Origin of the sequence: Enterococcus eurekensis (genome assembly GCF_042654605.1) — a bacterium.
Lineage (GTDB): Bacteria > Bacillota > Bacilli > Lactobacillales > Enterococcaceae > Enterococcus_I > Enterococcus_I eurekensis.
This window is the reverse complement of sequence record NZ_JBHSGT010000049.1, coordinates 1-5,792: the sequence shown is the minus strand read 5'-3', so window position 1 is coordinate 5,792 and position 5,792 is coordinate 1. Positions and strand designations below refer to the sequence as shown.

The following is a 5,792-nucleotide window of genomic DNA, read 5'->3' as shown; positions in this document are numbered from 1 at the left end:
ACTGTAAGGAGGTTTTTCTTTTGAATAATTGAAAAATAAAGATACGACAACTATATTGACAAACACCGAGGAGTGATTACATGAACAAAAATATAAAATATTCTCAAAACTTTTTAACGAGTGAAAAAGTACTCAACCAAATAATAAAACAATTGAATTTAAAAGAAACCGATACCGTTTACGAAATTGGAACAGGTAAAGGGCATTTAACGACGAAACTGGCTAAAATAAGTAAACAGGTAACGTCTATTGAATTAGACAGTCATCTATTCAACTTATCGTCAGAAAAATTAAAACTGAATACTCGTGTCACTTTAATTCACCAAGATATTCTACAGTTTCAATTCCCTAACAAACAGAGGTATAAAATTGTTGGGAGTATTCCTTACCATTTAAGCACACAAATTATTAAAAAAGTGGTTTTTGAAAGCCATGCGTCTGACATCTATCTGATTGTTGAAGAAGGATTCTACAAGCGTACCTTGGATATTCACCGAACACTAGGGTTGCTCTTGCACACTCAAGTCTCGATTCAGCAATTGCTTAAGCTGCCAGCGGAATGCTTTCATCCTAAACCAAAAGTAAACAGTGTCTTAATAAAACTTACCCGCCATACCACAGATGTTCCAGATAAATATTGGAAGCTATATACGTACTTTGTTTCAAAATGGGTCAATCGAGAATATCGTCAACTGTTTACTAAAAATCAGTTTCATCAAGCAATGAAACACGCCAAAGTAAACAATTTAAGTACCGTTACTTATGAGCAAGTATTGTCTATTTTTAATAGTTATCTATTATTTAACGGGAGGAAATAATTCTATGAGTCGCTTTTGTAAATTTGGAAAGTTACACGTTACTAAAGGGAATGTAGATAAATTATTAGGTATACTACTGACAGCTTCCAAGGAGCTAAAGAGGTCCCTAGCGCCTACGGGGAATTTGTATCGATAAGGGGTACAAATTCCCACTAAGCGCTCGGGACCCCTTGTAGGAAAATGTCCTAAGTGTGGCAACAATATTGTATTAAAAAAATCGTTTTATGGTTGTTCAAATTATCCTGAATGTACCTTCACTTTAGCTGAACATTTTAGAAAGAAAAAACTCACCAAAACAAATGTAAAAGAATTACTAGAGGGAAAAGAAACCCTGGTAAAAGGAATCAAAACGAAAGATAGAAAGTCCTACAATGCCGTTGTAAAAATCGGAGAAAAGGGATATATTGATTTTATCTCTTTTTCAAAATAAGCATAAAAGCCCTTTAAAGAGGGCTTTTATATATTAATCACAAATCACTTATCACAAATCACAAGTGATTAATCACAAATCACTTGTGATTTGTGATTCCTAATGATACAATATTACTATACAAAAAAAGAATGGGGCGTAGTTATGGAGAAGGAAGAACTCAAAATACTTGAAGAATTAAGACGTATTTTAAACAGTAAAAATGAAGCGATTGTTATCTTAAACAATTATTTTAAAGGTGGTGTTGGAAAGTCAAAATTATCGACTATGTTTGCTTACTTGACAGACAAATTTAATTTAAAAGTTTTAATGATCGATAAGGACTTACAAGCAACATTGACAAAAGACTTAGCAAAAACATTTAAGGTAGAATTGCCACGTGTTAATTTTTATGAAGGACTGAAAAATGGAAACTTGGCTTCTTCTATTGTTCATTTGACTGATAATTTAGACTTGATCCCTGGCACGTTTGATTTGATGTTACTGCCAAAATTAACTCGCTCATGGACTTTTGAAAATGAAAGTAGATTGCTTGCTACTCTTTTAGCACCTTTAAAAAGTGACTATGATCTCATTATTATTGATACTGTACCAACGCCAAGCGTTTATACAAATAATGCAATCGTGGCAAGTGATTACGTTATGATCCCTTTACAAGCAGAAGAAGAAAGTACAAACAACATTCAAAACTATATTTCCTATTTGATTGATTTACAAGAACAGTTTAACCCTGGACTAGATATGATCGGTTTTGTTCCTTATTTAGTTGATACGGACAGCGCAACGATAAAATCAAACCTGGAAGAACTGTACAAGCAACATAAAGAAGATAACTTGGTTTTCCAAAATATTATCAAGCGAAGTAATAAAGTAAGTACCTGGTCTAAAAACGGCATTACAGAACACAAAGGCTATGACAAAAAAGTTTTATCCATGTATGAGAACGTATTTTTTGAAATGCTTGAGCGAATTATTCAATTAGAAAACGAAAAAGAATAGAATCACAAATCACAAGTGATTAATCACAAATCACTTGTGATTTGTGATTGTTGATGATAAAATAAGAATAAGAAGAAATAGAAAGAAGTGAGTGATTGTGGGAAATTTAGGCGCACAAAAAGCAAAACGAAATGATACACCAATCAGTGCAAAAAAAGATATAATGGGAGATAAGACGGTTCGTGTTCGTGCTGACTTGCACCATATCATAAAAATCGAAACAGCAAAGAATGGCGGAAACGTAAAAGAAGTTATGGATCAAGCCTTAGAAGAATATATACGGAAATATTTACCTGACAAACTTTAAAAGGAGTGAAAATGAAATGGCAGTTACGTATGAAAAAACATTTGAAATAGAGATCATTAACGAATTATCGGCAAGCGTTTATAATCGAGTATTAAACTATGTTTTGAACCATGAATTAAATAAAAATGACTCTCAATTATTGGAAGTCAATTTATTAAACCAATTAAAGCTTGCAAAACGTGTAAATCTTTTTGATTATTCTTTAGAAGAATTACAAGCCGTTCATGAGTATTGGCGGTCAATGAATCGTTACTCAAAACAAGTTTTGAATAAAGAGAAAGTGGCTTAATATGGCAAATATAGTCAATTTTACTGACAAACAATTTGAGAATCGCTTAAATGATAATTTAGAAGAATTGATTCAAGGAAAAAAAGCGGTTGAATCGCCAACCGCTTTTTTACTTGGTGGGCAACCAGGATCAGGAAAAACCAGTTTGCGATCAGCAATTCTTGAAGAAACACAAGGGAATGTTATTGTCATTGATAATGATACCTTTAAACAACAGCACCCTAATTTTGATGAACTAGTGAAGCTTTATGAAAAAGACGTAGTAAAACACGTGACGCCTTATTCTAATCGCATGACAGAAGCAATCATAAGCCGTTTGAGCGATCAAGGGTATAACTTGGTGATTGAAGGTACAGGACGAACAACAGACGTTCCCATTCAAACTGCAACAATGCTTCAAGCCAAAGGTTATGAAACAAGAATGTATGTCATGGCAGTACCTAAAATCAACTCATATTTAGGAACGATTGAACGATATGAAACCATGTATGCAGATGAACCTATGACAGCCAGGGCAACACCAAAGCAAGCACATGATATTGTTGTTAAAAATCTACCTAACAATTTAGAATTGCTTAAAAAAACGGGCTTATTTAGCGATATAAGGCTATATAACAGAGAAGGAGTGAAACTCTATTCAAGTTTGGAAACACCTTCTATTAGTCCAAAAGAAACCTTAGAAAAAGAATTAAATCGTAAAGTATCAAGTAAAGAAATTCAACCGACTTTAGAACGAATAGAGCAAAAAATGGTTCTAAATCAACACCAAGAAGCCCCTGAATTTAAAGCAATTCAACAAAAATTGGAAAGCTTGCGGCCACCTACACCACCAATACCCAAAACACCTAAGCTTCCAGGACTTTAAACCTTAAAATATGATAATATATCTTTAATAAGGAGACGTGATAATACGACAATAGCAGATTTTATGGAAAATAAAGCAAACTTGGTAATAGTTACGAAAGGACAACTTTATGAAATATTATTACGAACATATACTTCCAAATGGAGTACATGTCATTATTAGAAGTGCGAATCCGAATGATGCAATTGAGTTGCATCACTTATTCAATAAAACTCACAGTGAAACAGATTTTTTAACAACCTATCCTGATGAATCTCATTTTGATTTAGAGAAAGAAATGGATAGTTACCAGAAATTAAACGATAGCGAAAATTCTTGTGAAATTTTAGCAGTAATTGATAATAAAATTATTGGAAGCGCTAGCCTAAACTCTGTTAGTCTAAAAGATAAGGAAAAACATAGAGGTGTAATCGGTCTTTCAATTTTAAAAGAATATTATGGTCTTGGAATTGGCAATATCTTATTTTCTACAATAATAGAGTTGGGTAAAAAAGCCCAATACAAACAATTAGAACTTCAAGTAGTGTCCAATAATACTAGTGCAATATCATTGTATAAAAAATACAATTTCATCAAATATGGTGAAAACCCTAAAGCCTTTTTAAATAGACAAAATAAATATCAATCAATTGATTATATGAGACTAGAGATAGAATAACAAAATGTGGTTCTAAATAAACACCAAGAAACCCCTGAATTTAAAGCAATTCAACAAAAAATGGAAAGCTTGCAGCCACCTACACCACCAATACCTAAAATACCTAAACTTCCAGGGCTTTAAAAATTAAAGAAGAAAGGGGCTTAGATCATGAAAAATATATCAACAGCAGCAGTCGTTGCATTCTTTTATATATTAATTAGTTTTTCGATAGATTTGTTTAGTGGAGATATAACTTTTTCTAGTGCTTCAATTTCTCATTTGTTAATTGGATATGTAATTGTATTTGTGTCTTACTTAATAGGTGTTTTTATAGTTCACATATTTGTAAAAACGATTAATAAAAAAAGAGTTAAATAAATAAAAAAAGGAAAAATAGGGCAGTTACCAAAAAGGTAACTGCCCTATTTTTTATAAAATTTTCCTCATTTTTTAAAAGCTGATCGAGAAATAAAGCACACAACAGCATTCTTTCTTTTTTCAGTTGCTACATTTTGCAGTCTGTAACGTGCCATTTACTGTTTGTTACCTTAACATATCCAGTCGAAAACACAAGGGTATATAAACGAGCAAGCTCGCCCTTGTGTTTTCTTTGTGTCTATGTTGCGTACTCGTCACAGCAAACGACACGAACACACTGGCGAAAATGAACCAACAAAACGAAAAAAGAAAGGAGCATACACTGTAATTTATTTCTAGCTTTTAAAACATGAGGAAAACAGCTTCACTTCCTCAAACGCCTAACAAAAATGGTTGTCAAAAAGCCAAAAATCAAAAAGAAAAGGAATGATAAAAATGAAATACATTAAAAACGTTGAAACATTGGAAGAATTGAAAAAAGCCTACAAAAAATTAGCTTTGAAATTGCACCCCGATTGTGGTGGTAGCAATGAAGAAATGGCGCAACTAAACAATGAATATGATGAATTGTTTAGCAAACTTAAAAACACTCACAAGAACAAAGACGGCGAAACCTATACAAAAGAAACGACTGAAACGCCCGAACAATTTAAGGACATTATAAATCAACTTTTCAATCTGAAAATGGACGGTGTATCAATTGAAATCGTGGGAACTTTTATATGGTTAACAGGCAACACAAAACCTTATAAGGACGACATAAAATCCCTAGAATTTCGTTATTCACCAAAAAAATACGCATGGTATAAAGCACCAAGCGATTATAAAAAACGTAGTCGAAAAAATTATGATATGGACACAATAAGGGGAATGTATGGAAGTCAAAAGGTGAAGGAAGATAAAGAAGAAAAAAAATACTTACAAGCCAATTAAGGCTTGTAAGTTTATCAGAAAGGAAGTTTTAGAGTGGATATTAAAATAAAAAAAATAAATTTTGAACCTGAATAATTCATACTTTTAATTAAAACCATGTGAAACTGCCTCACGGCAGCTTACAATTACTTTT

8 protein-coding genes and 2 pseudogenes are annotated in these 5,792 nt (G+C 32.5%); all 10 read left to right on the top strand.

Annotated elements, in window-relative coordinates:
- Positions 1–80: 80 nt before the first annotated feature.
- On the top strand, positions 81–818 hold the full coding sequence (gene erm(B) / locus ACFO3L_RS07955; RefSeq protein WP_002292226.1) for a 23S rRNA (adenine(2058)-N(6))-methyltransferase Erm(B): 738 nt from the start codon (positions 81–83) through the stop codon (positions 816–818).
- 169 nt (positions 819–987) lie between these two features.
- Positions 988–1,248 (top strand): annotated as a pseudogene (locus ACFO3L_RS07950) (topoisomerase DNA-binding C4 zinc finger domain-containing protein); the annotation flags it as partial.
- A 102-nt stretch (positions 1,249–1,350) separates the two neighbouring features.
- A complete protein-coding gene (locus ACFO3L_RS07945) occupies positions 1,351–2,247 on the top strand; it encodes a ParA family protein (RefSeq protein WP_002304405.1) in 897 nt (298 codons plus the stop codon).
- 91 nt (positions 2,248–2,338) lie between these two features.
- On the top strand, positions 2,339–2,554 hold the full coding sequence (locus tag ACFO3L_RS07940; protein WP_001835296.1) for a peptide-binding protein: 216 nt from the start codon (positions 2,339–2,341) through the stop codon (positions 2,552–2,554).
- Positions 2,555–2,570: 16 nt separating this feature from the next.
- Positions 2,571–2,843, top strand: a complete 273-nt coding sequence (locus tag ACFO3L_RS07935; RefSeq protein ID WP_000301765.1) for an antitoxin — start codon at positions 2,571–2,573, stop codon at positions 2,841–2,843.
- A 1-nt stretch (position 2,844) separates the two neighbouring features.
- A complete protein-coding gene (locus ACFO3L_RS07930) occupies positions 2,845–3,708 on the top strand; it encodes a zeta toxin family protein (protein WP_379965662.1) in 864 nt (287 codons plus the stop codon).
- A 109-nt stretch (positions 3,709–3,817) separates the two neighbouring features.
- A complete protein-coding gene (locus ACFO3L_RS07925) occupies positions 3,818–4,366 on the top strand; it encodes a GNAT family N-acetyltransferase (protein WP_108173770.1) in 549 nt (182 codons plus the stop codon).
- Positions 4,367–4,489: pseudogene (locus ACFO3L_RS07920) on the top strand (zeta toxin family protein); the annotation flags it as partial.
- Positions 4,490–4,516: 27 nt separating this feature from the next.
- Positions 4,517–4,726 (top strand): hypothetical protein, encoded by a 210-nt coding sequence (locus ACFO3L_RS07915; RefSeq protein ID WP_025479636.1) that lies wholly within the window; start codon positions 4,517–4,519, stop codon positions 4,724–4,726.
- A 435-nt stretch (positions 4,727–5,161) separates the two neighbouring features.
- A complete protein-coding gene (locus ACFO3L_RS07910; RefSeq protein WP_048602911.1) occupies positions 5,162–5,659 on the top strand; it encodes a DnaJ domain-containing protein in 498 nt (165 codons plus the stop codon).
- The last annotated feature ends 133 nt before the right edge of the window (positions 5,660–5,792 follow it).

Excerpts from the sequence above, each read along its gene's own strand:
- ACFO3L_RS07930 (WP_379965662.1), top strand. The coding sequence starts at position 2,845 with ATGGCAAATATAGTCAATTTTACTGACAAACAATTTGAGAATCGCTTA.
- ACFO3L_RS07910 (WP_048602911.1), top strand. The coding sequence starts at position 5,162 with ATGAAATACATTAAAAACGTTGAAACATTGGAAGAATTGAAAAAAGCC.
- ACFO3L_RS07935 (WP_000301765.1), top strand. The coding sequence starts at position 2,571 with ATGGCAGTTACGTATGAAAAAACATTTGAAATAGAGATCATTAACGAA.
- ACFO3L_RS07915 (WP_025479636.1), top strand. The coding sequence starts at position 4,517 with ATGAAAAATATATCAACAGCAGCAGTCGTTGCATTCTTTTATATATTA.
- ACFO3L_RS07925 (WP_108173770.1), top strand. The coding sequence starts at position 3,818 with ATGAAATATTATTACGAACATATACTTCCAAATGGAGTACATGTCATT.
- ACFO3L_RS07945 (WP_002304405.1), top strand. The coding sequence starts at position 1,351 with ATGATACAATATTACTATACAAAAAAAGAATGGGGCGTAGTTATGGAG.